Origin of the sequence: Candidatus Pelagibacter sp., from assembly GCF_052049775.1 — a bacterium.
Taxonomy (GTDB): Bacteria; Pseudomonadota; Alphaproteobacteria; order Pelagibacterales; family Pelagibacteraceae; genus Pelagibacter.
In genome coordinates, this window is record NZ_JBNGZH010000004.1 from 71,688 (window position 1) to 97,057 (window position 25,370).

A 25,370-nucleotide genomic window follows, 5' to 3' on the forward strand; every position below is an offset into this window, starting at 1 on the left:
TATAATTTTTTATATATATAAAAAATATAAGTAAAAATAACGAAGCTTTAAAAGCTTAGATGTTTAAGGGTTTCAATGTATTTATTAAACTCTTCAATAAAAGATACACTTGGCTTTATGTGCTTTTTTCGCTGGTCTCCAGAAGTTTTTTCTAAGAAAAAAAAACCTTTTTCACATGCCTCATTAATCATCAAAGCTGATTTAGGACGTGAAGTTTTAAACAATTTTGTCTTTAATTCTTCAACTGTTAAGTCCTCTTTATACTTATAAGCGTGCATAACTAAAAGCATCATATGATAATGAGAAGGTGATTTTCTAAAAAAATAGTTACTAGACATGTGGGAAAGTTTCATCTGATCTTCCCAAAATTCTAGTAAATCTTTTGCTGTTTTGGGCATTAAGATCTAACTCTAGTTTTCTTAGGATCGAAGTGTGGGAAAGCAACTACTTTGGCAGAAATTCTTTTTTGATGACCATCAATTTTACCCACCTCTACCTCAGTGCCTATTTCAGAATATTGATTATCAATTCTACATAAAGCTATATTTTTATTGAGAGTAGTAGATAAACAACCACTTGTAATTACACCTACTTGAGATCTGCCAACATGTACACAGTCACCATGACCTGAAGGTTCTTTACCAATTAACTCAAGACCAACAAGTTTTTTTTGTGGATTAGCTTTTCTTTCTTTCAAAACACTTTTACCAATAAAATCTTCTTCCTTTGATTTGAGAGGGACTGCAAAACCAATTCCAGCTTCAAACGGATCCTGTTGACCATCAAATTCGTTTCCAAACAAAATTAAACCTGCTTCAATTCTCAATTTATCTAAAGCGGCAAATCCAGCAGGTATTAAATTATCATCTTTGCCATACTCCATAAGTTTATCCCATACTTTTGGTGCATCTTTTGGATGGCACCATATTTCATAACCAAGTTCACCGGTGTAACCAGTTCTAGAGACAATTAATGGTATTCCTTGGAGTTCTTCAACTCTGCAAATTGAAAACCTAAACCATTCTAACTCATCGATTGCAGGCTGTGTTGGAGGTGTAAAAATCATTTTTTTTAAAATTTCTCTGCTTTTTGGCCCTTGAATGGAAACATTGCTAATTTGATCTGTTGAGTTTTTTATATTTACTTTGAACTTTTTCTTTTGAGCAACTTCTTTCAGCCACTCTCCTGCATACTCGTCTCCGCAAATCCATCTAAATCCAGTTTCACTTAATCTAAATAAAGTGCCATCATCGAACATCATCCCGTTTTCATAGCACATTGCTGAATAAACAATTTGTCCAACAGAAAGTTTTTTAATATTTCTAGTTAAAGTATAATTCATTAATTCTTCAGCATCTGGACCTATAATTTCAAATTTTCTCAATGACGATAAATCGATTAAAACAGCATTCTCTCTGCACGCATTATATTCTTCTACCACACCATGTTTTGTGTAATCATTTGGAAGCCAAAAACCTCTAGCATCAATAAAATTTCTAGTTAATTTTGATGTTCTTTCATAAAACCCAGAATTTCTAGTAAGTTTTTTTTCAGAGTCTGTTTTCATTCTAAAAGCAAATGATTTTGAAAATTCTTTTTTTTTGTCATAGGTTCTAACAAAAATATCTGTGGGATTCCATGAATTACATGCATCAATATCACTTGGACATGCTGTCGTTCCAATAGTTAAATCTTTTAATGCTCTAAACATTACATAATCTCCAGGTCTTGCAAATGATTCATCAGAAATGACAGAATTTAAACCAGTTGCTGAGGTGTTAAAAAATAAATTGATGGCTTGCCAACCTTTTTGTTTTTCAACTCCATATGCGGCCATTGCATTATTAAGATTATCCGAACAATTTGGATGACCAAAATAACCTGCATCTTCATAATATTTTGATGTGCAAGCTAAATTAAATGTATCATGTTTCCCAACTGTATCTCTAATCACTTCAACTAAAGGTTCGTGATCTGTGTCATAAAATTTTGAGAACAATCCTGGCCCAGGAAAAGTATTACCCATGAAAGTTCGTGTGGTCTGCCAATCAAGTCCTTTTTCAATTTTTTTATCAAGTTTTCTTGTATCAAATGCAACAAAGTCAGAGCATTGTCTACCTGCTGGACTAATAATTTGGATATAATCACCTTCTTTAACCTGAAAGGAAATAGCAGTTTGTCTATCAATATTTTTTTCGTAATGTGGCTCAAACACGGGGTCAGGAATTATTGATAATTCTTTATCATTCATAATTTTAGCTCTTTTTACAAATAATATTAAATCACCAGATGGATTTTGTTCACTTACCAACATGTCATTTTGTGGTGCAGAGAAAATAACATAGCACTTATCTTTAGATTTTAATTTAATCTTTTCACCGCTAGGTGTTTTTTCATCAAATAAAATTGAAGAATGCGATTTATTTAAATCTAGATTTCTTTTTTTTAGTTGAAAATTTGTAGCTAAAGAACTTTCATCCTTTTTTTTTAAAATCTCTTTAATAAAACTTTTGTTACTATTTTCTTTCAAATTCAAAATTGCGAGTTCAGATTTTCCATCTTTGTCGAAACAAATTATTTCACAAACCTGATTTCCTTCATCATTAATGATCTCTATTTCGTCATCTGGAAAAATTTGTAAACCAGTTAGCCCACCAGCGTTTACAACGTGTCTTTCAACTCCAGGTGGTAGTATATTTAGACCAGGTTCTTTTATATCTAATGTAGTCAGCGACATTTTTTATATCTATTATTATATTATATAAATATCTATTAGTTGACTATCATTTTACTTAGGCACATACTATTCACACTTAATATTAAGAAAGGGGAATAAATGCGAAAAATAATATCATTTGTATCTGCAATAATAATCTCAGCGGTAAGTTTTGCTGGTATAGCAAATGCAGATAGTAAAAAACCCATCGTTATTCCGACACATAACTGGTCAAGTCAAATTGTAATGGCCTATGTTATTGGTGGAATGTTCGAAAGTATGGGTAACAACGTAAAATACGTTAATGCTGACTCTCAAGCAGTATACGAGTCAATTAGAATTGGTGATGTAACTATATCTCACGAGGTATGGGAATCTGCTTTTGGTAAATCATTCACAACTGCTTTGGATAAAGGTGGTTTGTTAGATTGGGGAGATCATGAGGCAAGAACTCTAGAGGATATGGGTTATCCTAATTGGGTTGCTGAAAAAGGATTATGCCCTGGTTTACCAGATTGGACAGCATTAAAAAATCCAGATTGTGCAAAAAACTTTACAACACCTGACTCTCCAAATGGAAAAGGAAGAATGTTGGAAGGTCCACAAACATGGCATGGTGATTTAATTCCACAAAGAGTTGACGCTTTAGGTTTAGGTGATCTTTGGTGGGTTAAATTTGCTGGAAGTGCAGATGCTTTATGGGCAGAGTTAGCTGCAGCTGAAAAAGAAGGAAGAGGAACAATCATCTTTAACTGGACACCAAACTTTACTGATGGTGCTGGTTTTACATTTATCGACTTTCCTCCATACACAGCTGGTTGTAGACCAGAAGATGGTGGTGATGGAAAATGTGGTTCGCCAGATGGTTATTTGAAAAAAGCAGTTAATGCTGACTTTCCAAAAACTCATCCAAAAGCAGCAGCGGCATTTAAAAAACTTTCGTTCTCAACAAGTCAAATTGGTGCAATGGCAGCTTTAGTTGACGTTGACAAAATGACTCATGAGGATGCAGCTAAAAAATGGTTAGCAGACAATAAGAAAGTTTGGCAAGCTTTTACTAAATAAGGTTAAGAGCTATTAAATCTTTAAATCTCTCCCAACAACGTTGGGGGAGATTTTTTTTTAGATGAAATTTATGATCAAAATATTACTTTTTATATTTGTTAATTTCTTTTTTTTTAATGGAGTTTTAGCAAAAGATATAAATATTAATGAAGACATTAATCTTGAATTCAAGTGTTCACTAGAAAAAAAAATCATTAAAAATTCTGAATATAATTATCAAACTTTTCTGGCAAAAGATTTAAAAGAAAAGGATTTAGACAAATTTAAAATTCAATCAAAAAAACCACAAACTCTTTTAATAACAGGATTATCATTATTTCTTTCTGAGTCTGCATCATTAAATGTAAAAGTTGTAAATAAAGATGTGGTTTTATTTAAATCTATCGATAAAGAAAAAAATTATTCTGAGTCAGGTATTATTACTAGGAAAACAGGGGAATTGATTCACGAAATTACCAAAAATATAAAAAGTGAAAATTCTGAGAAATATATTTCTATTTATTCTTGCACTAAAAATGACAAAAAAGTCTAATTTTTTTTTAATTGTTTTTGTGTAAACTATGCTGATGAAAAAATTTTTTCTCACCATAATTTTAAGTTTCTTAATTTCATCGGTTGCTATAGCTAGAAGCACCGGATGTAAGGAGGGTAATTGTGAAAATGGTTTCGGTAAGTGGGTTTACACTGACAAAACAACTTACGAAGGAGAGTGGGTAGGTACAAAAAAAAATGGTCAAGGTGTTGAGACTTGGCCAAATGGATATATTTACAAAGGCGAATTCAAGAATAGTGAATGGAGTGGAAATGGTATTTTGACTTTTCCCGATGGGTCAACCTATGAAGGTGAATGGGCTAAAGGATTTATGAATGGTAAAGGAACTTTTACTTGGACTGATGGATCAGTGAAATCTGGAATTTGGAAAAATGGTAAATTACAAGATTAAATGTCAAAAGAAAGTAACTTAGATAAGATTAAAAATTTACCTGAATTCACTAAACAATTTGGTGGGTTAGTAATTATTATCCTAATAGTCATATCGTCTTTTTTCGTTTTAAATATTATGTTTGGTGGAGGTGATGAATTGGTTAGAAAAATGAAACTTGAGGAGGAAAGAATTGCTCAAGAGAAAAAACTAAGTGAACTTATTTCAAAACTTCCTTCTGGCATATTAGTTACATTTGATGGCACTGATCATTTTAAACTAAGTGATGAAGTATATGAACAGGTTTGTAAGGCAACAAAGTTGATCCCACAACGTGCGATAATGGGTGCAAATTTTTTAAATTTTAGAGCTCATGAAATTTATACAATTAACGGAAATAAAATTGATGAGACGTTTGTAAAATGGGATGGCACAAAAAATAAGTGTTTTGCAGGTTTTACAGTAAGTGGAAACAATGTAGGAGTAAATGAGTCGATAACTGTTAGTGGTGAAGCCCTAAGTTTCTTAAGTACTGGAATTGATACTAGAGTTTATTTTATTAAAAATTTTTAAGGGGAAATGGTTACAATATTATGGATTTAATTTTACCTTATTTTCATATAACTTAATTGAGATTTATGGCTGAGACAGTAATCAAATGTGAAAATGTCTACAAAATTTTTGGATCAAATGCCAAAAAAATGCTTCAAGAGTCAAATGGAAATGTTGATGCCAAAACTTTTCAAAAAAATGGATGTATCGTAGGTGTAAACAATGCATCATTTGAAGTCTCAAAAGGTGAGATGTTAGTTGTTATGGGTTTATCTGGTTCAGGTAAATCAACATTATTAAGATGTATATCTAGATTAACAGATGCAACAGGTGGTAAAATTTTCATTGAAGGACAAGATCTATTACAACTAAACAATAAAGAGCTTATTGAGCTAAGAAGAAATAAAATGGGTATGGTCTTCCAAAGCTTTGCTTTACTGCCTCATAAAACAGTTGTGGAGAACATCGCTTTTCCACTTCAGATTAAAGGTGTCAAAACTGAGGACAGTATTAGTAAGGCAATGGATATGGTCAAGCTAGTTGGACTTGATGGAAGAGAAAACTATTTTCCAAGAGAATTATCTGGAGGACAGCAACAACGAGTTGGAATCGCTAGATCTCTAGCAGTCGAACCAGATATTTGGTTTTTAGATGAACCATTTTCAGCTTTAGATCCTTTAATAAGAAAAGAAATGCAAGATGAATTTTTAAGACTTCAAGAAAAATTACAAAAAACAATTATGTTTATAACTCATGATTTTGATGAAGCTTTAAAACTTGCTGATCGTATTGCAATTATGAAAGATGGTATAATTGAACAATTAGATACTCCTGCTAATATTGTTTTAAATCCAGCCACAGAGTACGTACGTAAGTTTACAGAAGAGGTCCCAAGAGAAAAAGTTTTATTAATTGAAGATGTAATGGATGCATCTAAAAATGATTTAGGTGATTTAAAAGTTTCAAAGGATGAAATAATCGAAAATGTTGCAGAAAAAATTCTTACTCAAGAAAAAGTGGTAGCTGTGATTAATGGTGAAAATGAAATTGTGGGCTCTATAAACCCAACTAAAATTATTAATACAGTTTTTGGAGGAAGAAAAAATAATAATTAATTATGGAATTTTTAAAAAGATACCCCAAAACATTTCAATGGTTATTTTTATTAATCGTTTTTTTTGCTTTATGTTTTGCTATTGAAGTTCCAGAAACATATAAATTTATCCGTGGCCAAGCAGAATTTGTAAAAGATCCAAATCAGAGTAGTTATGTGTTTTTAGGGAAAGAGGTAAGATATTATGCCTTTGATGTGTTTTGGCGGTTACCTCCATTACTAGGCTGGCTACCTATTTGGATAAACGACTCTTTATTTTTTTTAATGAATGAATGGATGCCAATTGAGGTTTGGAATGAAGATACACAAGAGTTTAAAAGTCGTCCTATAGTTTTACAAATAAGTAGAAATTTAACAGCGTTTATGACTTTCTTAATACAGTTAATAAGAGAGGTTTTATTAGGTGGTCTTGAAACTATAGTGGCATTTAGTAGTTGGGATTGGATCGATAAAAATCCTTGGGCTGAACTTCCAGGATTACCATGGACTATTGTAGCAGCAGGTGCAGCAATCCTTTCATATAAAGTCAGCGGGAAAGGTCTAGCATTGTTTGCTGGTTTAACGATGATTTATATTTCAATATTTGGTCAATGGAAACCATCTATGCAAACTCTTTCATTTATACTAGTCGCAGCACCCTTGTCGTTTATTTTTGGGTTAGGCTTAGGAATAGCAGCATTTAAAAGTAAACGTGTCGAGAAAGCTCTTTATCCAATATTATTGGTGATGCAGACTATGCCGCAATATGCGGTATTGGTTCCTGCTTTAGTTCTTTTTGGAGTTGGTGATCATGCTGCAGTAATAATCACCATGGTTGTAGCTATACCACCAATGATATTACTAACCATATTAGGCTTAAGAGCAGTACCTCCAGAAGTAATTGAAGCTGGTAGAATGAGTGGATGTAATAATTGGCAATTAATGTTTAAAGTTTTAATTCCAACTGCAAGAAGAGACATTTTAATTGGTGTTAACCAAGTCATTATGGTGTGTTTTTCCATGGCAGTAATTTCAGCTTTTATTGGTGCAAAAGGTTTAGGATTTAATCTGCTATTGGCGCTAAATCAGTTAAATATAGGATTAGCACTAGAAGCAGGCTTGTGTATTAGCTTAATTGCGATTTTATTAGATAAAATGTCATTAGCTTGGGCTAATAAACAAACAGATTATTTTGGTAATCTGACATTCTTTCAAAGAAATAAAAATATCTTATTTTTTGCAGCAACAGTAATTGTTGGAATAGTACTGGCTTACATTGGAACCTTTTTATTTAAAGGTAGTTTTAATTATCTATTTGAAGTTCCACATAATAAAGGAATATCAACTGCTGATTTTTGGAATAAAGGGGTTGATTGGATTTTTGATACTTTTTTTGTTTATATTAAAGCATTTAATACATGGCTCATTCAAGAGGTGCTTCAACCAATGAGGGCTTTATATTTAAGGATGCCAGCTGTAGCAACTATAGTTTTGGTTGTTGGTGCAGGATATCTAATTGGTGGAATTCGTTCAGCTTTAGTTGTTTGTGGATTGACACTATTTATTGCCTTAAGTCCTTGGTGGGATAGGGCTTTAGTAACGACTTATATGGCAACATTTGGAGTAATTGTATCTTGTACTATTGGATTTACAGTTGGAACATTATGTTTTCAAAATAAACGCTCTGCTAATTTCATGTTAGGAGTATGTGATATTTTTCAAACATTTCCATCATTTGTTTATCTAATTCCAGTGATGATGTTATTTGGTATTACGGATACATCTGTTTTAATAGCTGTTATAGTTTATGCAACAATCCCTGCTACTAGATACACCATTGAGGGATTGAGAAGTGTTCCTGCTGGTTTACACGATGCTGCAACCATGTCTGGTGTTAATAAATTTCAAAGATTAACAAAGATAGAATTTCCTTTAGCTTTTCCTCACATGATGCTTGGTATAAATCAAACAATTGTATTTGCTTTATTCATGGTAATTATTGGAGCTTTCATTGGTACTGAAGATTTAGGACAATATATATTAAAAGCACTATCAGATAAAAAAGGTGCTGGGATTGGGTTAACACTTGGTATTTGTGTAGCTTTTATAGCTCTTATATTTGATAACCTGATTAGATCATGGGTTGAAAAAAGAAAAAAACACCTGGGTATTGATTAAAACTTAGTTATTTATTCAAAAAAGTTTTTAAAGTATCATCCATTGCTTTTGCCCAAGGTGTGTGGTGAACTGGTGCAACAGATCCTGTTACCGGTGATGAGAAAGATTTGTCTCTATAAGTTGATATGTCTTCAACTTTATGATGTTCCCATTCTTTAAAATGTTTTCTTATTAATTCAAAATCAATTCTAGGATAATCAGACATTTCATGTAGCTCCTTTGTGTACTCTGTTTGAAAATCAATCATTTGATCAGGATTTTCAAGTTTTTCCTCCATTGCAACCCATTTGTTTATGTCATTTTCAATTTCTTTACTATCAGGCATTTTTATTTTACCCATAACTACATCACGAGCATACCAAGCTTGGCAATCAAACATATTAAATGTATGAAATTGATCCTGCATGCCAAGATACATTAGTTTATGATTATCTTGCCAGACTACACCTTTGTATAATTTAGGTGGATAGAGTCTATTTCTTGTCTTCAATTGTAAGTTTTCCTCTAAAAATGGAAAATGGTGCAAGTATCCTGTGCATAAAATTATAACGTCAGTTTCTTGTTCAGTGCCATCTTTAAAAATAGCTTTCTTACCATCTAGTCTATCTAGGTAATGGACTTCTTTCATGCCTTTAGGCCATTTGAATCCCATTGGGTTATGTCTATATCCAATAGTTACACTTTTTGCTCCGTACTTATTACATTGAAGAGCAATATCTTCAGCTGAATAACTACTGCCTAATACTACAATATTTTTACCTCTAAACTCTTCTGCGTCTCTAAAGTCGTGGGAGTGCATAATTCTTCCTGGGAATGATTTCATTCCATCATATTCAGGAATAAATGGAACAGAAAAATGACCAGTTGAGACAATTACAAAATCGAAATTTTCTTTTAAAATTTTATCTTTTACTTTGTCTTGATAGCTAATTTCAAATTTTTCATTTTTAAAGATTGTATTGATGACCCTTGTATTAAATTTAACTTTATTTTTAAAATTTCCACTTATAGCTCTTCCAACTATATAGTCGTATAGTACTTCCCTTGGAGGAAATGACGGAATTGCTTTGCCAAAATGTTTATCAAAAGAATAGTCAGCAAACTCTAAACATTCCTTGGGCCCATTAGACCAAAGATATCTATACATACTATTTGGAACTGGATCTCCATACTGATCAGAACCTGTTCGCCAACTATAATTCCAGAGACCACCCCAATCTTCTTGTTTTTCAAAACAAATCACTTCAGGAATTTTTTCACCTTTTTTTTCTGCTTGCTCAAATGCTCTTAACATTGATAAGCCACATGGACCTGCACCGATAATAGCTACTTTACTCATAAGATTTAATAAAAATTAAGACTATTTTACTAACAAAATATTAAAATTTAAAATAAAATAATGACTTAATATGAAAATTGACATAAAAAATTTTCACGTATGTGTTGCATTTTAAATTTTCGTTTAATTAATATTTTTGAATTTAAATCAATATGAAAAAATTTTTAATAATTGGAGGAGGGGCCATGGGATCTGCTTTCACAATTCCCTGCCTGGAAAATAAGAATGATGTTGTAATTACTGAGCCTTACTCAAAAAAATTCATAAAAGAGTTATCCTCAAAAAGAAAATACCATTCTGCATTAAAAATGAATTTGCCAAAAAAAATTAAATTTCGAAAATATTCTGGTGATTTATTAAAAGAAAAATTTGATTTAATTGTAATTGCTTTAAGTTTACCTGGAATAGACTTTATTGGTAAGGAGTTGAAGAAAAATAATATTAATACACCTTTGCTGGTTCTCACTAAAGGGTTAAAATATATATCTAGGAGTAAGAAAATTTTTACTATTTCTGAAAAACTTCAAAAAGTTTCTGGGATAAAAAATATTTCTGTTTTAAAAGGTCCATGCTTAGCAAAAGAATTAGCGAGAAAACATCAAACAAGTGTAATAATTGCAAATAAAAATATAAATTTTGCAAAAAAAATAGGAAAAAGAATTTCTACAAAATATTATTTAAATGAATTCTCAAAAGATATTATTGGTGTTGAAGTCTGTTCAGCAATTAAAAATATATATGCAATGATTATAGGTGCTGGTCAAAGTCTAAATACGTCATCAAGTTTATTTCAAAGATCAATCAATGAAATGAAATATTTGACAAAATATTTTAAAGGAAAAGAAACTAGTACACTCGGGCTTGCTGGTGTGGGTGATTTATATGTTAGCGCTGCGGGTGGTAGAAATAGTAAAATGGGCAGTTACTTAGGAAAAGGATATACATTTAAAAATGCAAAAAAAAGATTTATGCCTAATGACACTGTTGAAGGAGAACAGTTAGTTAGAGAAATTGCCCCATATGTTATGAGAAAAATTAATAAGAAAAAAATTCCTTTAATGATTAGTTTATTTAAAGCAATATTGAATAATAGAAAACTTACAGTCACTTAAAAAAATATGAAATCTAATTGGAATTATCCAACAACAGTTTGGGTAGGCAAAGATAGGGTTAAAGATTTAGGAGAAGCTTGTCATAATTTAAAGGTTAACAACCCATTATTTGTTACCGACAAAGATTTAGTAAATCTTCCATTTATTAAGGAGGTAATTAGTGAAATTAAAAAAAAGTTAAAAAAATTAATATTATTTTCAAATTTTACAGGAAATCCATTTGGTGAGAATGTCGATGAGGGTGTGAAACAATTTAAACAGAATGATTGTGATGGTGTAATTACGATTGGCGGAGGAAGTGCCATTGATGTTGGGAAAGCTATAGCTTTTATGTCAGGTCAAAGTAGACCTATTTGGGATTTTGAGGATGTTGGAGATTATTGGAAAAGAGCTAATGATAAAAATATTTTTCCAATAATTGCAATTCCGACTACTGCAGGAACAGGATCTGAAACTGGTCGAGCATCTGCAATCATTAATAAAAAAACGGGTGTTAAAAAAATTATTTTTCATCCAAAAATTTTACCCTCAATTGTTATTCTTGACCCAAAATTGACTATTGAGCTTTCGCCAAGGTTAACTGCTGCAACAGGGATGGATGCCTTAGCTCACAATATTGAGGCATATTGTGCACCAAGCTTTCATCCTATGGCAGATGGTATTGCTTTGGAGGGAATGAAACTAATTAAAAATTCACTTGTTGTTGCATACCAAGATGGAAAAAATATTGAGGCTAGACAAAATCTTTTGGCAGCTTCGTCAATGGGTTCAACAGCTTTTCAAAAAGGATTAGGTGCAATTCATTCATTGAGCCATCCTGTTAATGCTCAATATAATATTCATCATGGATTGAGTAATGCAATTTTTATGCCGTATGTATTAACTTTTAATAAATCTATTATAGAAAAAAAAATTATCTCAATTTGTGATTATTTAGATTTAGATAAAAATTTTGAAAGTTTTTTATCGTGGATTTTGAATTTAAGAAAAGATTTAGCGATCCCTCATAAACTATCTGACATTATGGATTGTTCCAAACTAGATTTAAATAAATTATCTCTAATGGCTTTAGAAGATCCATCTACTAGTGGTAATCCAAAAAAAATCAATCAAGAGGATCTTAAACTGATGTATCAGCATAGCATTTCAGGAGAATTGTTTGAATGAAAAAAATATTAATTGTAGAGGGAAATTTAAGAGAAGAAAATGAGAGCTTTTCACAAAATGGTATTCAAACACATACAGAAAGCTTAAAGGACAGCTTAAGCCATTTTACTGATGAACTTTCATTTGATGTTGTTAACCCCTCTTCAGATCAAAATATTCAATTAATATCAAATCAACTCGAGCAGTATGATGGTCTTATTTGGGGTGGAAGTAGTTTAAATATTTATAATGATACTCCAGAAATTAGAAGGCAAATTGAATTCATGAAAAATTGTCAAAATAAAGTAGGGAAAATTTTGGCAATTTGTTGGGGCATGCAAGTTGCAGTCACAGCAGCAGGTGGCCAAGTCAAAAAGGCTGATAGTTCACATATTGGTATAGCAAATGAAATAGAGATAAACAAAAATGGAGTCAAACATCCTCTTTATAAAAATAAAGATAAAAAATTTAATTCCCCAGCATTCAATTTTGATGAAGTGGTAAAAATACCTGATAAAGGAATTTGTTTAGCCTCGAATAAGATTAATAAAGTTCAAGGTTTATATTTTGAGGTTAATAAGACAAAAATTTGGGGGCTACAATACCACCCAGAAATAACTTATGAAAAAATGATTAATCTTATTGAGTTTAGAAAAGAGAGATTAATTGAGAGTAGAAAAGTATTTAAAGATGACAGTGAAGTTCAAAAACACATTGCTTATATCAAAAAAGAAATTTCAGTTTCAGATAAAGAAAAAAGAATGTTAGAGCTTAAAAATTGGCTTAACGAATTAAATTAAAATAAACCTTCGATTTCACCTTTTTTATTAAGTTTAATAGAGTCTGCTGCTGGTACCCTTGGTAATCCAGGCATTGTCATTATTGCTCCACAGACAACAACTATAAATTCAGCTCCTGAGGAAAGCCTTATTTCTCTAATTGGTAATGAGTGACCTGTAGGTGCACCTTTGAGATTAGGATCAGTTGAAAAACTATACTGAGTTTTAGCTACACAAATTGGTAATTCTCCATAACCTGCTTCTTCAAAACTTTTAAGTTGATCTCTAATTTTTGTATCCACAATAACTTCATTGGCTCTGTAAATTTCTTTTGCTATTGTTTCAATTTTTTTAAACAATGGTGTCTTACTTTCGTATAAAAATTTAAATTTATTTTCATTTTTTTCACATAAATCAGCAACATGTGAAGCTAATTCTTTTGTACCTTCTCCTCCATTTGACCAGTGGGTACAAAGACTTGCCTTTATTCCTAATTTATTACAATAATCAACTAAAGTTTTTACCTCATCGTCAGTATCTTTTACAAAATGATTTACAGCTATAGCTACAGGAAGACCAAATTTTTTTACATTTTCAACATGCCTTTCAAGGTTGACTAAACCTTTTTTTAGTGCCTCAACGTTTTCATTTTTAAGATCATCTTTGGCTACACCACCATGCATTTTTAATGCTCTAATTGTAGCAACAATAACCACACAACTTGGTTTTAAATCAGATTTTCTACATTTAATATCTAAAAATTTTTCAGCACCAAGATCTGCACCAAACCCAGCTTCAGTTACTACATAGTCAGCTAATTTAAGTCCAGCTTTAGTCGCAATCACAGAATTACAACCATGTGCAATATTAGCAAAAGGTCCGCCATGAATTATTGCAGGATTATTTTCTAATGTTTGAGTTATGTTTGGTCTTATAGCTTCTTTCAACAAAACAGTCATAGGTCCCTGTGCTTTTAAATCTTTAGCATATATTGGTTTTTTCTCTCTTGTGTAAGCAACAGTAATGTTTCCAATTCTATTTTCTAAATCTTCCAAATTATTAGCCAAGCAAAAGATAGCCATTATTTCTGAAGCAACTGTAATATCAAAACCATCTTCCCTCGGGAATCCATTAGCGACACCACCAAGATTAATATTAATTGATCTTAACGCTCTATCATTCATATCTAAAACTCTTTTCCAAACAATTCTCCTTACATCTATATTAAGTTTATTCCCCCAATAGATATGATTGTCTATCAATGCAGATAAAAGATTATGTGCAGATGTAATTGCATGAAAGTCACCTGTGAAATGAAGATTAATTTGTTCCATAGGAACAACTTGAGCATAGCCACCACCAGCAGCTCCACCTTTCATACCAAAAGATGGACCTAAACTTGGTTCTCTTAAACAGACGATAGATTTTTTTCCAATTTTATTAAGACCATCATTGAGACCTACAGAAGTTGTGGTCTTTCCTTCCCCTGCTGGAGTAGGAGTTATGGCAGTCACTAAAATTAATTTTCCCTCTTTTTTATTCTTGAGACTATCAAGGTATTCTAAATTAATTTTTGCGATGTGACGCCCCATGGGGCTAAAGGCAGAACTTTCATCAGGAACATTTATTTTTGCTAAAATGTCTTTGATTGGTTGCATTTTAGCTTCTCTTGCAATTTGAATGTCTGATTTTATTTCACTCATAAAATTCTTTAAATATACAAAAACTGCTCGATTAGTATCTCTTTTTAAGAGCTTTGGAAATATCTAAAAATTATATATAAAAAAAATAGGAACTATTTATATTCATTATTATAAAATTTAATCATGCAAAAATATTCAGTATTTAGCCTAATCAAGAATGCTTTTTCTAATCATGAAAAATGGGATTTGGCATGGAAAGATCCTACCCCTAAAAAAGAATATGATGTTGTAATTATTGGTGGGGGTGGCCACGGGTTAGCTACTGCTTACTATTTAGCTAAAGAGCATCAAATAACTAATGTGGCAGTTATTGAAAAAGGATGGATTGGCGGAGGAAATATTGGAAGAAACACCACAATTATCAGATCAAATTTTATGTATGATGATAATGCTAGGTTCAATGAATTTGGAATGAACCTGTGGAGAAACATGAGTCAGGAATTAAATTTTAATGTCATGTTTTCACCAAGAGGAATAATAAATTTAGCTCATTCAGATGCACAAATGAATGCTTATGCTCGTCGAGGAAACTCTATGAGATTAAATGGAATAGATGCTGTTTTACTAAATAGGGAAGAAGTTAAAAAGATTATACCTATGGCTGATTTTTCTGAAGATGTTAGGTATCCAATTTTTGGAGGCTTAGCACAACCAAGTGCTGGGACAGCAAGACATGATGCGGTCGCATGGGGTTATGCTAGACAAGCTGACTCAATGGGTGTCGATATAATTCAAAATTGTGAGGTAACAGGCTTTGATATTGAGGCAGGAAAAATAACAGGTTTGAGAACATCTAGAGGAGATATTAAATCAAAAAAAATAGGATTGTGTGTAGCTGGTAGTACGAATGTTTTAGCAGAAAAACTTAATATGACACTCCCTATAGAAACTCATTTATTACAAGCTTGTGTTTCTGAGCCAGTGAAACCAGTTTTAGATGGAGTGGTAACCTTTGGTGCTGGACATTTTTATATTAGTCAATCAGATAAAGGTGAGATGGTTATGGGTGGAGATCTTGATGGATATAATAGTTATGCACAAAAAGGCAATCTTCCAACAATACAACATGTCTTAACCGGAGGTGTTGCTTTATTTCCATTCTTAAGTCGTTTGAAAATGTTAAGGACTTGGGGAGGGATTATGGATATGTCAATGGACGGTTCACCAATTATTGATAAAACTCATATCGATGGATTATATTTAAATTGTGGTTGGTGTTATGGAGGCTTTAAATCTGTTCCATCTTCTGGTTGGACATTTGCACATACAATCGCACAAGATAGAGTTCATGAATTAAATGAGGGATTTAGTTTAAATAGATTTTCTAAAGGTTACTTATTAGATGAGAAAGGCCTTGGAACAAAAACTTGGATTTCATAAATGTTAAATATTAAGTGTCCTTATTGTGGGGACAGGTCTCAAAAAGAATTTGCCTATGGAGGTGATGGAACAATTACTAGACCAAAACTTAATCAAGAAATAAGTGATGAAGAATGGGATAATTTTTTATATCTAAGAAAAAGCCCAAGAGGAAAACATATTGAATTGTGGCATCATATTGCTGGTTGCAGACAATGGTTTAAAGTTGAGAGAGATACAACTACTCACGAAATTTTTAGAACTTTTAAACCAGAGGAAGAATTTTGATGTCACAAAATTTTAGATTAAACACTGGTGGCTTAATTAATAGAGACAAACCTATTGAATTTAAATTTAATGGAAAAAAATATATTGGGTATGAGGGTGATACGCTGGCTTCAGCACTACTAGCCAATGGCATACATTTAATTGGAAGAAGCTTTAAATATCATCGTCCAAGAGGGTTTTTTGGTGCAGGAGTTGATGAACCAAATGCAAAAATGCAAGTGGAGATTAACGGTTGCTCTGAACCAAATATTAACGCAACTGAAATAGAATTAGTAAACGGTTTATCAGCAACTAGCCAAAATTGTTGGCCATCAGTAAATTTTGATATTGGTGCAATAAATAATTTCTTAAATCGTTTTTTCCCTGCTGGTTTTTACTACAAAACTTTCATGTGGCCTAAAAGTTTTTGGTACAGAGTGTATGAGCCTTTTATTCGAAAAGCAGCAGGATTAGGAATTGCTTCTCTAGAAAAAGATAAAGAGAGATATGAGCATAAATATGAATATTGTGATTTATTAGTTACTGGCTCTGGACCCGCTGGTTTAGCAAGTGCTTATGCAGCTGCCAAAAACGGAGCGAAAGTAATATTAGCAGAGGATAAACCTAGATATGGAGGGACGCTTTTAACAGATGACGTCACGATAGATAATTTATCTGGAAAAGATTGGTCAGAAAAAATTATATCTGAATTAAAAGAGATGCCTAATGTTATTGTTAAAAATAGATCTCAAGTTTTTGGATACTATGATCATAACATGATGGTAATGTTTGAAAGAACGGGAGATCATTTAGAAAAAAAAACTAAGTACACACCAAGACAAAGACTTTGGTATATAAGAGCTAAAGAAGTATTGCTATCAACGGGATCTATTGAAAGACCTATTGTTTTTGGAAATAATGATACACCTGGAGTTTTTCTCTCGGCTGCTGCAAAAGAATATATGAAAGTTTATGGTGTTCTAATTGGTAGAAAACCAATTATTTTCACTAATAACGATAGTGGTTATGAAACAGCTATTGAGTTTAAAAAGAATGGTGTCGATCCAATAGTTTTAGATACTAGAGAGGATCAAAACTCTGAGTTAATTAACGAAGCCAAAGATTTAGATATAAAGATCAAGTTTTCTTATGCAGTGATAGTTGCTCATGGATATAAAAAAGTAAAATCAGCAACAATTGGGAAATTAAATAAAGATAAGATAGATTTTGAAAATACAGAACAGATAGATTGCGACTCTATTTGTGTATCTGGATTTTGGACACCAACTGTTCATTTAGCATCTCAATCAGGCAATAAACTAAAATTTAACGACACAATAGATGCTTTTGTACCTGACAAATCAAAACAAAATGAACATTCTTTAGGTGCTGCTAATGGAACATTTACATTACAAGATACTTTAAAATACAGTTTTAATACCGGGTCAGAAGTTTCTAAAAACATAACTAAAAAAGATGAAAAAATACAAATTCCAAATACGAATGAACGAAAATATAGCACTCATGATAAATTTTGGTGTTCTCCACTTCCCAAAGGTAAAAATTATAAAAGATTTGTAGATTTTCAAAATGATGTAGCTGTTTCCGATATAGAGGTTGCTTTACGGGAAGGGTATAGATCAATCGAACATGTTAAGAGATATACAACACTGGGAATGGCAACGGATCAAGGAAGAACGAGTAATTTAAACGGATTACAATTGGTTGCGAATGTTGAAAAAAAAATTGTTCCTCAAGTAGGTCATACTACCTTTAGACCCCCTTTTACACCAGTTACTATTGGTACAATAGTTGGACGAGAGGTAGGAAAAGAATATATGCCTACAAGAAAAACACCAATGCATCATTGGCATGAAAAAAATAATGCAGTGTGGGTAGATGCCGGTGCTTGGAAAAGACCAAGATATTACAAAAGAGGAAATGAAAATTTATTTGAGGCATCAAAAAGAGAAGCAAAAAATGTTCGAGAACACGTAGGTGTTTGTGATGTAACAACTTTAGGGAAAATTGATATTAAAGGTCCAGACGCTGCAGAGTTTTTAAATAGAGTTTACACAAACGCATGGTTAAAACTTCCAGTAGGTAAAGCACGATATGGAGTAATGCTTAGGGAAGATGGAATTGTAATGGATGATGGGACAACAACCAGAATTTCAGAAAATCACTATCATATGACAACCACTACTGCACAGGCTGCAAACGTATTATCGCATTTGGAATATTACCTGCAAATTGTTTGGCCAGAATTAAATGTTAATGTCGTTTCAACAACCGAACAATGGGCTGGTGCGGCGATTGCAGGACCAAAATCAAGAGATTTGTTAGCAAAGCTTTTTCCTAAAATAGATGTTAGCAATGAGGCACTTCCTTTTATGGGATATGTAGAGGGAGATTTATTTGGCGTTAAAGCAAGAATTTTTAGAATTTCCTTTTCAGGTGAACTTGCTTACGAAATAAACGTTGAGTCTGATTTTGGATTGTTTATGTGGGAAAAAATAATTGATATTGGTGAAGAATTTAATATCCAACCTTATGGTACAGAAGCATTATCGACACTAAGAATAGAAATGGGTCATGTAGCTGGACCAGAACTTGATGGAAGAACCATTCCTTATGATGTTTCGTTAGAAGGTTTAGTATCAAAGAAAAAAGATTTTATTGGAAAGAGATCTTTAGCTAAAGAAGCATTTAATAAAACGGATAGACAAAAAATTGTTGGTTTAGTCCCATTGGACAGGAAATCAAGTATTCCAGAGGGATCTCATTTAGTAGAAAATAAAAATGCAAAACTACCAAATCCTAAACTTGGTCACGTTTCTTCATCTTGTTGGAGTGTGGAGAACAATAATCCTTTTTCTCTTGCAATATTAAAAGATGGAAAAAATATGATAGGAAAAAAGCTTTTCGCGGTTTCTCCACTAAAAAACACTTCTATTGAGGTTGAGGTTATGTCCTCACATTATGTAGACCATGAAGGAAAGAGAGTAAGATCGTGAAGCAAATTTCTTCTCTAAATAATGTGCATCAAAATGGAAAATTTGGTGATTTTGAAAATAAAAATGAGAAAGACTTATTAAAGATTTCAGAATTGAAGAATGTTTTAATATTCCAAATAGTTCAATATAAAAATTCAAGTTCAGATATTTCAAATATAAAAGTTGATGACCTAAAATTACCTTCGACTTTAAAATCCTCTTCAAATTCAGATACTAGAATTTTATGGATGGGACCAAAGAATTGGATAGTTATATCTTCTAAAATAGATTTACTTTTAAAAGATGGAAAACAATTTGATGAAAGTAATTTTGCAATTACTGATTTATCGCATTCAAGAACAATAATTGAAATTCAAGGTGATCTTGTTAATGAAGTTTTAAAAAAGGGATGTCCTATAAATATTGATAAATTTAATGAGGGTGATTGTACCAATTCGATTTATAACGGAATATCAATTACGATTGATTTTATTTCTAAAAATCCAAAAAAAGTAAGAATTTTTGGATTAAGAAGCTTTGGAGAGTCTTTGCATCATTCTATAACAGATGGCTCGTTAGAATTTGGTTATCAAAGTAATTAGTTATTAATTTCTTGTTGCAATATAAACACCCACCGACGCTATTAAAAAACCAACAACATCTATATTCGTAAGAGTTTCATTTAAAAAAAGCCAAGCCATAATTGCAGAGGTTGCTGGTATTAGAAAAAAAACAGAAACCGTTTTACTAGCTGAATTTTTTTTTATTAAAAACATCAGTATTGTAAATGCACCAAAGGAAACAAGAAAAATTTGATGACTCATTGCTATAATAAATGTTTTTGTAAAATAGATGTAGGGCTCTACAAAAAAAATAATTATTAATACATGAAATAAACAACCGCCCAACGCTTGATAAAAATTACTAACAGATAATGGTAAGTTATTACTCAATTTTTTCTGCCAAATGGTAGAAAAAGTTATAGATAACAATGCAATTAAAGTTGCAATCAAACCTAGTAGAGGAATACCTGAGCCAACATCTATTCCTAGTACTAAAGAGGCGCCAACAAATCCTAATAAAACACCTACCCATTGCTGTAATGTAACTTTTTCATTTAAAAGCGGTCCGCTCAAAATATTAGTTAAAATTGGTTGAAGTGTTACGATTAGAGCAGCTAAACTTGTTGGCATCCCAATTGAAATTGAATAAAAAACTCCTCCTAAATATAACCCATGAAACAAGATACCACTGAACATTGACTCAATCAGATATCTTTTTTTAATCAATATTGATTGTTTAAGGTAAATGGAAAATAATAAAAAACCCACAGCGACAAAAAAAAATCTGAAGGCTAAAGCTGCGAAAGGATCACTATTATCAATAATTGGTTTTGTTGTAATAAATGCAGAAGACCAAAGTAAAACAAATATGAGTGGAAATATTCTGACCATTTCAGGTCTTATAAATTATTTAATCTACAATATTAAGTATTATTAATTTCTTTTGTTTTGTCTCTTTACACCATAATTCATAACTTTCACACATTCTCCATAAATGATCGAAAGCTCTTTGAGAAATTTCAAGAGGATAATGGCTCTTTGCATAATATAATTCTGGATATTGAATTAGCTGCTTAACTGATAAATCTTTTTGAATATGAAGTAATCTTAGAGTTTCTTCAGGCACCTTCTTTTTTGATACCTTTTCAATTAGTTCATCATGGAATTTTCCACTACTTATATCATTGTAGGTTGTTGTTCCAATAAAGTTTTCAATTGCGTTGATTGTTGTCAGCTCAGGATTTTTTTTCTTAATCTCACAAACTTTTGAATAAATTGCTTCTGCAACGAGTAACACATAAGGTTTTTCTTTAGATGGCATTATCTATTTTGATATTTCCTCATAGCAGCGTTAGCTAAAATCAAATTTGGGTCTAAAAATATTTTCGATGATTTAATTGTCTTAAATGGTTTATAGGCAAAAATAGCGATAGGGAGCTCTGTACAACCAAGAATAATTTTTTTACATTTTTTTTTGATTAAATAATTAATTGCTGGCTTAATAGCTTTGCTCGCAAGTTTCACTTTTCCCATTTTCACAAACCTGATAGCTTTGTTTACTGATTTAATTTGAATAGAATTATTTGGAAAAACTAGATTATAATCTTTATCAAAAAACTTATTATAAACACCTGTTTTTAAAGTTCCTTCTGTAGCAAGCAAACCAATCGAGGAATTTTTTCTACATTTTTTTTTAGCATGCAAAAAAACTTCCCTAGGCATATTTACTATCGGTAAGTTAATTCTTTTTTTTAAGTCATCATACCAATAATGAGCTGTGTTACAGGGTATGACTATAAATTTACAATTACTTTTTTTTAAAAGATTACAACCATAAATTAAACTTTTTAAAACAGATAAATATTTTTGTTTAGTTTTTTTATTACTTATTTTATTTGATAGTTTACCAGTATGGATACCAATCGACTCAGGTCTACCAGGAATATTCGATTTGTTATAAAGCATAAACAAAGGGTAATCTTGATCGATCTTACCTCTATATAAAATTGCCAGCTTATTACAAAAATCCAAACCTGCCTGGGTACCCATTCCACCTAATATGCCAATCATAAATTATTTTCTAAATTTTGTTTGTAGAATAGTTCATTGGCTATAAAAATAAATTAGTTCTTAATTAAAAAAAATTAAATTTATAGCCAATTAATTTATGTGAAAATTATGCAGTTTTTAAGTTAACTGCTGAAGGACCTTTAGGACCATCTTCAACATCGAAAGTCAAAGCTTGACCCTCATCTAAACCGTTCATACCAGCATCTCTTACAGCTGAAACATGTACAAACACATCTTTTTCTTTGTCGTCACGTTCAATAAAACCAAAACCTTTAGTTGGATTGAACCATTTTACTTTTCCTTGTAGACTCATATTTTTCTTCTTACTTATTGTTATATTAATTTATTACTTATAATTAAGTAATGTTGGCTTTGTTTATAAATATTAGGGTTTTGTCAACAAATTTAGTACAAAATAGACCTTTTTTTATCATTCGTGGTCAATTAGCTTAGTTAAATAGATAGAATTAACATCTTCTTTATAATGAGCAAAGGGTTTGCAAGGTATAAAATCACATTTTTTAAATAATTTTCTCGCTGGATCAAAAAATTTTCCAGCACCAGTCTCTAAACTAATTCTTTTAATTTTTAATTTCTTAGCTTCATCAATCAGATGTTTGATGACTTTAATACCATTACCTTGATTTCTAAAATCATCATGTATTCTAATTGATTTAAATTCACCATGATCTTTGTCTAAGAACTTTAATGCCCCACAACCAAATATTTTATCATTTTCCCAAAGGCTCCAGAATTTAATTGATGAAACTTTTAACCCCGGTATATCTAGAACATGAGCACTACCCTCGGGAGATGCAGCTCTTAGTTCTATAAAATGTTTTGTCAGAAGTTTATTGACCTCTGGGTTATCAAAATTTCCCTCAATAGATTTAAGCATTTATATTAAAGTTGTTATGTGGCCCATTTTTCTTTTATCTTTTATCTCTTTTTTTTGATAATCAAAGAAAAATTCATTTTCATTTAATTTAAAGTTTTCTCTATATGGTCTGATTTGATTTCCTATTAGGTTCACCATTTTTGCATTAGATATTTTTTTGAGTGGAATTTTTTCTAACGAACAGACAGCTCTAACATGATTTTCAAATTGACTAATATTAAAAGCATTAATTGTTAAATGGCCAGAATTGTGAACTCGAGGAGCTATTTCATTAACATAAAGATTTTCATTTTTATCAAGGAAAAATTCAACGCAAAGCGTTCCTATATATTTTAATTCTTCTGCGATCCGGATTGACCAATCTTTAGATTCTTCAAATATTTTTTTACTAATTTCTGCCGGTATTACTGAATGTTTCAATATTTGATCTTCATGAGTATTTTCTATCGGCTCATATATTTCATAACTATTGTTCCCAAATCTAGTAATAATAACTGATATCTCTTTTTTAAGTTTTACTAATTTTTCCAGTATATAACCTTTTGAAAAATCAATATTCAGGTTATTGATGTCTTCAATTTTTTGAATTGGGTATTGACCTTTGCCATCATAACCCATTGTAGTAGTTTTTAAAATCCCAGGTAAGAAATCTCCTAATGGCTCCATATCAGATTTATTTTCTATTGATGCGTATCTAGTGGTTCTTATATTGAGTTTGTTGACAAAATCTTTTTCAGCAATTCGATGTTGAATTAATTTATTTACAGATGGCTTTGGTAAAACTGGTTTTAACTTGTTCATTTCATTAAGAGTTTCATAAGGTATATTTTCAAATTCATAAGTAATTACATCAATTTCTTTTATGAATTCTTGCATTTTGACTTTGTCATCGTATCTGCCATGAATAAATTTGTTACAAAAATTTTGTGCCGGAGCATCAACATCATCACAATAGATTATGGTATTAATATTTAACTTCTTAGCTGCGACAGCTAATAAGCTTCCTAGCTGACCACCACCAATAATACCCAAATTTTTTATTGACATCTTTTATTTTGGATTTTTTTTTACTGATCTAGTTTGTGATGAACGCCAATTATTTAATTTCTTTTTTACAGCAGGATTGCTGTTTGCAATTATAGCTGCAGCCAATAAAGCAGCATTTATGGCACCATCTTCTCCGATTGCAAGAGTTCCAACAGGTATTCCTTTTGGCATTTGTGCTATTGATAATAAACTATCAAGTCCTTTAAGTTTTTTACTTTCAACCGGAACGCCTAAAACTGGAATTGAGGTTATGGCTGAAATCATGCCAGGTAAATGTGCTGATCCACCAGCACCAGCAATGATTACTCCAATATTATTTTTTGATGCGCTCTCTGCAAATTCATACATTCTTTTTGGAGTTCGGTGGGCAGATATAATTTTAGTTTCAAATCGAACACCCATTTTTTTTAGTATATTTGCGGATAATTTCATAGTTTTGAAGTCTGACTGACTTCCCATGACGATTACAACTTTGAGATTTTTATTCTTTTTCATGATTTATTTGCAGAATATTTATTTCAAAATTAGATTAAAATTTCAATAAAATAAATAGTATTTAAAAAACAACTTGATATGGTTATTCAAAATTAACCAAAATGAAATTTAAAATTGATAACCTACAATATTGTAAATGGTCAAGAAAAGTTTTTGAGATTAATCGTGAGGCTGGTCTAGATGCAGTTCATGTTACAATAGTCTATCATGAAGACTTCGATGAATTACAAAATGAAATTAAAAAGTGGCAAACTTTGTTAAAAGAAAATTCAGATTTAATTTTTTTAGGTCAAAGTTTCAAGGATATTGAAAAAGCAAATAATGAGAATAAAACTGCAATTTTTTTTGGTTTTCAAAATTGCTCTCCAATAGAAGATGATATCAATTTAGTTGAAAAAGTTCATAGTCTTGGATGTAGATTTATGCAACTCACTTACAACAATCAATCATTATTAGCGACAGGTTGTTATGAGAAAAACGATAGTGGGGTAACTAATTTTGGAAGGGAAGTTATCCGGGAAATGAATAGAGTGGGTATTGTAGTGGATATGTCCCATTCAGCAGAAAAAAGTACTTTCGATGCAATTGAGTTTAGTGAAAAACCAATAGCAATTACTCATGCAAACCCATCTTTTTGGCACGCGGCTAAAAGAAATAAGTCTTCTGATTTACTAAAAACTTTAAGTGAGAGCGGAGGAATATTAGGTTTATCTTTATACCCGCATCATCTTAAGGACAATACAAATTGTTCTCTAGAAAGCTTTTGTGAAATGGTGGCGAAAACAGCAGAAATAATGGATATTAATAATATTGGTATAGGATCAGATCTTTGTTTAAATCAACCTGATGAGGTTGTTGAATGGATGAGAAATGGAACCTGGTCTAAAAATAGAAATTATGGAGAAGGCTCTAAAAATAAACCAGGTTTTCCTAAACAGCCTAATTGGTTTGAGGATGCAAGAGGTTTTAAAAACTTAGAAGTAGGTTTAAAAAAGGTTGGTTTTTCAGAGACTGAGACTAATGGAATACTAGGTAACAATTGGTATAACTTTTATAAAACTATCTAAAT

The 25,370-nt window shown here is 31.4% G+C and carries 25 protein-coding genes; 14 read left to right on the plus strand and 11 right to left on the minus strand.

Annotated elements, in window-relative coordinates:
* Positions 1-47: 47 nt before the first annotated feature.
* Positions 48-398 (minus strand): hypothetical protein, encoded by a 351-nt coding sequence (locus ACTT83_RS00495; protein WP_440916151.1) that lies wholly within the window; start codon positions 396-398, stop codon positions 48-50.
* Positions 398-2,737, minus strand: coding sequence for a DUF1989 domain-containing protein (locus ACTT83_RS00500; RefSeq protein ID WP_440918298.1), 2,340 nt, complete (start codon positions 2,735-2,737; stop codon positions 398-400). The genes ACTT83_RS00495 and ACTT83_RS00500 overlap by 1 nt, the downstream gene beginning before the upstream one ends.
* A 99-nt stretch (positions 2,738-2,836) precedes the next feature.
* Here ACTT83_RS00500 and ACTT83_RS00505 point away from each other — a divergent pair, with 99 nt between their 5' ends.
* The 6 genes from ACTT83_RS00505 to ACTT83_RS00530 all read left to right on the plus strand — a co-directional run bounded on the left by ACTT83_RS00505 (position 2,837) and on the right by ACTT83_RS00530 (position 8,527).
* A complete protein-coding gene (locus tag ACTT83_RS00505; protein WP_440918299.1) occupies positions 2,837-3,781 on the plus strand; it encodes an ABC transporter substrate-binding protein in 945 nt (314 codons plus the stop codon).
* 70 nt (positions 3,782-3,851) lie between these two features.
* A complete protein-coding gene (locus ACTT83_RS00510) occupies positions 3,852-4,313 on the plus strand; it encodes a hypothetical protein (RefSeq protein ID WP_440918300.1) in 462 nt (153 codons plus the stop codon).
* A gap of 34 nt (positions 4,314-4,347) precedes the next feature.
* Positions 4,348-4,725, plus strand: coding sequence for an MORN repeat-containing protein (locus ACTT83_RS00515; protein ID WP_440918301.1), 378 nt, complete (start codon positions 4,348-4,350; stop codon positions 4,723-4,725).
* Entirely contained in the window at positions 4,726-5,277 is a 552-nt protein-coding gene (locus ACTT83_RS00520; RefSeq protein ID WP_440918302.1) for a hypothetical protein, read from the plus strand.
* A 65-nt stretch (positions 5,278-5,342) separates the two neighbouring features.
* Positions 5,343-6,371, plus strand: coding sequence for a quaternary amine ABC transporter ATP-binding protein (locus ACTT83_RS00525; RefSeq protein ID WP_440918303.1), 1,029 nt, complete (start codon positions 5,343-5,345; stop codon positions 6,369-6,371).
* A 2-nt stretch (positions 6,372-6,373) separates the two neighbouring features.
* Positions 6,374-8,527 (plus strand): ABC transporter permease, encoded by a 2,154-nt coding sequence (locus tag ACTT83_RS00530; protein ID WP_440918304.1) that lies wholly within the window; start codon positions 6,374-6,376, stop codon positions 8,525-8,527.
* 7 nt (positions 8,528-8,534) lie between these two features.
* On the opposite strand, the gene ACTT83_RS00535 is transcribed toward ACTT83_RS00530, so the two are convergent.
* Positions 8,535-9,866 carry an NAD(P)-binding domain-containing protein gene (locus ACTT83_RS00535; protein ID WP_440918305.1) on the minus strand — a complete coding sequence of 444 codons (1,332 nt, stop codon included), beginning with the start codon at positions 9,864-9,866 and terminating at the stop codon, positions 8,535-8,537.
* A 152-nt stretch (positions 9,867-10,018) separates the two neighbouring features.
* On the opposite strand from ACTT83_RS00535, the gene ACTT83_RS00540 reads away from it, so the two are divergent.
* From ACTT83_RS00540 to ACTT83_RS00550, 3 genes are read left to right on the plus strand one after another with little or no spacing between them, the layout of a single operon-like run.
* The gene (locus ACTT83_RS00540; RefSeq protein WP_440918306.1) at positions 10,019-10,978 is read left to right on the plus strand and encodes a glycerol-3-phosphate dehydrogenase; all 960 of its coding nucleotides are present in this window, start codon (positions 10,019-10,021) and stop codon (positions 10,976-10,978) included.
* A 6-nt stretch (positions 10,979-10,984) separates the two neighbouring features.
* Positions 10,985-12,145 carry an iron-containing alcohol dehydrogenase gene (locus ACTT83_RS00545; RefSeq protein ID WP_440918307.1) on the plus strand — a complete coding sequence of 387 codons (1,161 nt, stop codon included), beginning with the start codon at positions 10,985-10,987 and terminating at the stop codon, positions 12,143-12,145.
* Positions 12,142-12,924: a glutamine amidotransferase-related protein gene (locus ACTT83_RS00550; RefSeq protein ID WP_440918308.1), complete on the plus strand. Its 783-nt coding sequence runs from the start codon at positions 12,142-12,144 to the stop codon at positions 12,922-12,924. The genes ACTT83_RS00545 and ACTT83_RS00550 overlap by 4 nt, the downstream gene beginning before the upstream one ends.
* Here ACTT83_RS00550 and ACTT83_RS00555 read toward each other — a convergent pair.
* A complete protein-coding gene (locus ACTT83_RS00555; protein ID WP_440918309.1) occupies positions 12,921-14,606 on the minus strand; it encodes a formate--tetrahydrofolate ligase in 1,686 nt (561 codons plus the stop codon). The two genes, ACTT83_RS00550 and ACTT83_RS00555, sit on opposite strands and share 4 nt — an antisense overlap.
* Positions 14,607-14,729: 123 nt before the next feature.
* On the opposite strand from ACTT83_RS00555, the gene ACTT83_RS00560 reads away from it, so the two are divergent.
* The 4 genes from ACTT83_RS00560 to ACTT83_RS00575 are packed head-to-tail and all read left to right on the plus strand — an operon-like array spanning position 14,730 to position 19,830.
* On the plus strand, positions 14,730-15,986 hold the full coding sequence (locus ACTT83_RS00560; RefSeq protein WP_440918310.1) for a sarcosine oxidase subunit beta family protein: 1,257 nt from the start codon (positions 14,730-14,732) through the stop codon (positions 15,984-15,986).
* Entirely contained in the window at positions 15,987-16,253 is a 267-nt protein-coding gene (locus tag ACTT83_RS00565) for a sarcosine oxidase subunit delta (protein WP_440918311.1), read from the plus strand.
* The gene (locus ACTT83_RS00570) at positions 16,253-19,249 is read left to right on the plus strand and encodes a sarcosine oxidase subunit alpha family protein (RefSeq protein ID WP_440918312.1); all 2,997 of its coding nucleotides are present in this window, start codon (positions 16,253-16,255) and stop codon (positions 19,247-19,249) included. Before ACTT83_RS00565 ends, ACTT83_RS00570 begins: the two co-directional genes overlap by 1 nt.
* Positions 19,246-19,830, plus strand: coding sequence for a sarcosine oxidase subunit gamma (locus ACTT83_RS00575; protein ID WP_440918313.1), 585 nt, complete (start codon positions 19,246-19,248; stop codon positions 19,828-19,830). The genes ACTT83_RS00570 and ACTT83_RS00575 overlap by 4 nt, the downstream gene beginning before the upstream one ends.
* 3 nt (positions 19,831-19,833) lie before the next feature.
* Here ACTT83_RS00575 and ACTT83_RS00580 read toward each other — a convergent pair whose 3' ends face one another.
* The 7 genes from ACTT83_RS00580 to purE form a co-directional block, all read right to left on the minus strand.
* Entirely contained in the window at positions 19,834-20,682 is an 849-nt protein-coding gene (locus ACTT83_RS00580) for a DMT family transporter (protein ID WP_440918314.1), read from the minus strand.
* A 19-nt stretch (positions 20,683-20,701) separates the two neighbouring features.
* Positions 20,702-21,112: a hypothetical protein gene (locus ACTT83_RS00585; protein WP_440918315.1), complete on the minus strand. Its 411-nt coding sequence runs from the start codon at positions 21,110-21,112 to the stop codon at positions 20,702-20,704.
* Positions 21,112-21,861: an aspartate/glutamate racemase family protein gene (locus tag ACTT83_RS00590; protein ID WP_440918316.1), complete on the minus strand. Its 750-nt coding sequence runs from the start codon at positions 21,859-21,861 to the stop codon at positions 21,112-21,114. Before ACTT83_RS00590 ends, ACTT83_RS00585 begins: the two co-directional genes overlap by 1 nt.
* A 106-nt stretch (positions 21,862-21,967) precedes the next feature.
* A complete protein-coding gene (locus tag ACTT83_RS00595; protein WP_075519460.1) occupies positions 21,968-22,174 on the minus strand; it encodes a cold-shock protein in 207 nt (68 codons plus the stop codon).
* A 117-nt stretch (positions 22,175-22,291) separates the two neighbouring features.
* Positions 22,292-22,759 (minus strand): GNAT family N-acetyltransferase, encoded by a 468-nt coding sequence (locus ACTT83_RS00600; protein ID WP_440918317.1) that lies wholly within the window; start codon positions 22,757-22,759, stop codon positions 22,292-22,294.
* Positions 22,760-23,806 (minus strand): 5-(carboxyamino)imidazole ribonucleotide synthase, encoded by a 1,047-nt coding sequence (locus ACTT83_RS00605; RefSeq protein ID WP_440918318.1) that lies wholly within the window; start codon positions 23,804-23,806, stop codon positions 22,760-22,762.
* A 3-nt stretch (positions 23,807-23,809) separates the two neighbouring features.
* Entirely contained in the window at positions 23,810-24,301 is a 492-nt protein-coding gene (gene purE / locus ACTT83_RS00610) for a 5-(carboxyamino)imidazole ribonucleotide mutase (RefSeq protein ID WP_440918319.1), read from the minus strand.
* Positions 24,302-24,402: 101 nt separating this feature from the next.
* Between purE and ACTT83_RS00615 the strand changes: the two genes are divergently transcribed.
* The gene (locus ACTT83_RS00615; RefSeq protein WP_440918320.1) at positions 24,403-25,368 is read left to right on the plus strand and encodes a membrane dipeptidase; all 966 of its coding nucleotides are present in this window, start codon (positions 24,403-24,405) and stop codon (positions 25,366-25,368) included.
* Positions 25,369-25,370 lie beyond the last annotated feature (2 nt).

Excerpts from the sequence above, each read along its gene's own strand:
- ACTT83_RS00600 (WP_440918317.1), bottom strand. The coding sequence starts at position 22,759 with ATGCTTAAATCTATTGAGGGAAATTTTGATAACCCAGAGGTCAATAAA.
- ACTT83_RS00615 (WP_440918320.1), top strand. The coding sequence starts at position 24,403 with ATGAAATTTAAAATTGATAACCTACAATATTGTAAATGGTCAAGAAAA.
- ACTT83_RS00530 (WP_440918304.1), top strand. The coding sequence starts at position 6,374 with ATGGAATTTTTAAAAAGATACCCCAAAACATTTCAATGGTTATTTTTA.
- ACTT83_RS00515 (WP_440918301.1), top strand. The coding sequence starts at position 4,348 with ATGAAAAAATTTTTTCTCACCATAATTTTAAGTTTCTTAATTTCATCG.
- ACTT83_RS00500 (WP_440918298.1), bottom strand. The coding sequence starts at position 2,737 with ATGTCGCTGACTACATTAGATATAAAAGAACCTGGTCTAAATATACTA.
- ACTT83_RS00585 (WP_440918315.1), bottom strand. The coding sequence starts at position 21,112 with ATGCCATCTAAAGAAAAACCTTATGTGTTACTCGTTGCAGAAGCAATT.
- ACTT83_RS00595 (WP_075519460.1), bottom strand. The coding sequence starts at position 22,174 with ATGAGTCTACAAGGAAAAGTAAAATGGTTCAATCCAACTAAAGGTTTT.
- ACTT83_RS00540 (WP_440918306.1), top strand. The coding sequence starts at position 10,019 with ATGAAAAAATTTTTAATAATTGGAGGAGGGGCCATGGGATCTGCTTTC.
- ACTT83_RS00495 (WP_440916151.1), bottom strand. The coding sequence starts at position 398 with ATGCCCAAAACAGCAAAAGATTTACTAGAATTTTGGGAAGATCAGATG.
- ACTT83_RS00560 (WP_440918310.1), top strand. The coding sequence starts at position 14,730 with ATGCAAAAATATTCAGTATTTAGCCTAATCAAGAATGCTTTTTCTAAT.
- ACTT83_RS00510 (WP_440918300.1), top strand. The coding sequence starts at position 3,852 with ATGATCAAAATATTACTTTTTATATTTGTTAATTTCTTTTTTTTTAAT.
- ACTT83_RS00545 (WP_440918307.1), top strand. The coding sequence starts at position 10,985 with ATGAAATCTAATTGGAATTATCCAACAACAGTTTGGGTAGGCAAAGAT.
- ACTT83_RS00535 (WP_440918305.1), bottom strand. The coding sequence starts at position 9,866 with ATGAGTAAAGTAGCTATTATCGGTGCAGGTCCATGTGGCTTATCAATG.
- ACTT83_RS00505 (WP_440918299.1), top strand. The coding sequence starts at position 2,837 with ATGCGAAAAATAATATCATTTGTATCTGCAATAATAATCTCAGCGGTA.
- ACTT83_RS00525 (WP_440918303.1), top strand. The coding sequence starts at position 5,343 with ATGGCTGAGACAGTAATCAAATGTGAAAATGTCTACAAAATTTTTGGA.
- purE (WP_440918319.1), bottom strand. The coding sequence starts at position 24,301 with ATGAAAAAGAATAAAAATCTCAAAGTTGTAATCGTCATGGGAAGTCAG.
- ACTT83_RS00605 (WP_440918318.1), bottom strand. The coding sequence starts at position 23,806 with ATGTCAATAAAAAATTTGGGTATTATTGGTGGTGGTCAGCTAGGAAGC.
- ACTT83_RS00590 (WP_440918316.1), bottom strand. The coding sequence starts at position 21,861 with ATGATTGGCATATTAGGTGGAATGGGTACCCAGGCAGGTTTGGATTTT.
- ACTT83_RS00520 (WP_440918302.1), top strand. The coding sequence starts at position 4,726 with ATGTCAAAAGAAAGTAACTTAGATAAGATTAAAAATTTACCTGAATTC.
- ACTT83_RS00570 (WP_440918312.1), top strand. The coding sequence starts at position 16,253 with ATGTCACAAAATTTTAGATTAAACACTGGTGGCTTAATTAATAGAGAC.
- ACTT83_RS00555 (WP_440918309.1), bottom strand. The coding sequence starts at position 14,606 with ATGAGTGAAATAAAATCAGACATTCAAATTGCAAGAGAAGCTAAAATG.
- ACTT83_RS00580 (WP_440918314.1), bottom strand. The coding sequence starts at position 20,682 with ATGGTCAGAATATTTCCACTCATATTTGTTTTACTTTGGTCTTCTGCA.
- ACTT83_RS00550 (WP_440918308.1), top strand. The coding sequence starts at position 12,142 with ATGAAAAAAATATTAATTGTAGAGGGAAATTTAAGAGAAGAAAATGAG.
- ACTT83_RS00565 (WP_440918311.1), top strand. The coding sequence starts at position 15,987 with ATGTTAAATATTAAGTGTCCTTATTGTGGGGACAGGTCTCAAAAAGAA.